Origin of the sequence: Falsigemmobacter intermedius, assembly GCF_004054105.1 — a bacterium.
In the GTDB taxonomy this organism is placed as follows: Bacteria; Pseudomonadota; Alphaproteobacteria; order Rhodobacterales; family Rhodobacteraceae; genus Wagnerdoeblera; species Wagnerdoeblera intermedia.
Window position 1 is genome coordinate 21,403 of record NZ_SBLC01000038.1, and the last position, 462, is coordinate 21,864.

Genomic DNA, 462 nt, shown 5'->3' on the forward strand with positions numbered 1-462 from the left:
GAAGTCTGTCATTGTCCGGACTTGCCCCTTTTATTTTATGCCACGCGTTTGATCTCGGCAGTTCCGAATGCATTGAAGCGGTTGATGACGAGCGTCTGCGGGCGGTGGAGCTTTATATCAGGCTGGGGGTTGTTGCAGAACTCGCCGGTGCGCGGATTCACTTTGGTGTAGCAGTAGGTTAAGCGTCTTTGCATGACGAAATCTGAAGCTGGCCGCTATCGCACGACGAATTGGAAATCCTACAATGCCGCTTTGAAGCAGCGCGGCTCGCTGCTGATCTGGCTGGACAAGGACATGGCGTGGCTGGCGACGAGGGCGGGGCGACCCGGCCGCCCGCCGGTATTCTCTGATGCAGCGATCCAGTTTTGTCTCATGTTGAAAGTGCTCTTCGGCCTGCCGCTTCGGCAAAGCACTGGCATGGTAGCCAGCATTCTGGAAATGGCCGGGCCCGACTGGCCGGTG

2 protein-coding genes are annotated in these 462 nt (G+C 57.6%); both read left to right on the top strand.

Annotated features, from left to right (window positions below; translation table 11 throughout):
• Positions 1 to 182, top strand: a 182-nt coding sequence (locus tag EP867_RS19905) for a hypothetical protein (protein WP_206616357.1), incomplete at its 5' end; no start/stop codon positions are given.
• Between the two features lie 10 nt (positions 183 to 192).
• Positions 193 to 462: transposase (locus EP867_RS16475; protein ID WP_174722347.1), on the top strand; the 270-nt coding region annotated here is incomplete at its 3' end.